Origin of the sequence: Streptomyces sp. DH12 (assembly GCF_020873895.1) — a bacterium.
GTDB lineage: Bacteria > Actinomycetota > Actinomycetes > Streptomycetales > Streptomycetaceae > Streptomyces.
On the sequence record NZ_JAHWGT010000366.1, the window covers coordinates 1 to 659 of the forward strand.

Annotated in this window: 2 protein-coding genes; both read left to right on the forward strand. The window is 70.0% G+C overall.

The features are described 5' to 3' along the window. Positions 1 to 428 (forward strand): nitrilase-related carbon-nitrogen hydrolase (locus LPA54_RS34590; RefSeq protein ID WP_306806585.1); only part of this gene is annotated, 428 nt, incomplete at its 5' end. Then, positions 425 to 659: aminotransferase class III-fold pyridoxal phosphate-dependent enzyme (locus LPA54_RS34595; RefSeq protein ID WP_228984594.1), on the forward strand; the 235-nt coding region annotated here is incomplete at its 3' end. The genes LPA54_RS34590 and LPA54_RS34595, both read left to right, overlap by 4 nt.

Here is a 659-nt window from a genome sequence, read left to right on the forward strand (position 1 = left end):
GCTGGCCCGTCTTCGACACCCAGGCCGGCCGGATCGGCGTCTACATCTGCTACGACCGCCACTTCCCGGAGGGCTGGCGCGCGCTCGGACTCGCGGGCGCGGAGGTGGTGTTCAACCCGTCCGCCACCTCGCGCGGCCTGTCCGGCTACCTGTGGCAGCTGGAGCAGCCCGCCGCGGCCGTCGCCAACGAGTACTTCGTGGGCGCGATCAACCGGGTGGGCGTCGAGGAGTACGGCGACAACGACTTCTACGGCACGAGCTACTTCGTCGACCCGCGCGGACGGTTCGTCGGCGACGTGGCCGGCGACAGCGAGGAGGAACTGGTGGTCCGGGACCTCGACTTCGACCTCATCGACGAGGTGCGGCAGCAGTGGGCCTTCTACCGCGACCGCCGCCCCGACGCCTACGAAGGGCTGGTGCGGCCGTGAACGACGACCTGCTGAGCCGCCACCGCGCCGTCCTCCCCGACTGGCTCGCCCTCTACTACGAACACCCCATCGAGATCACCCACGGCGAGGGACGCCACGTCTGGGACTCCGACGGCAACCGCTACCTGGACTTCTTCGGCGGCATCCTCACCACCATGACCGCCCACGCCCTGCCCGAGGTCACCAAGGCGGTGACCGAACAGGCCGGGCGGATCATCCACTCCTCCACCC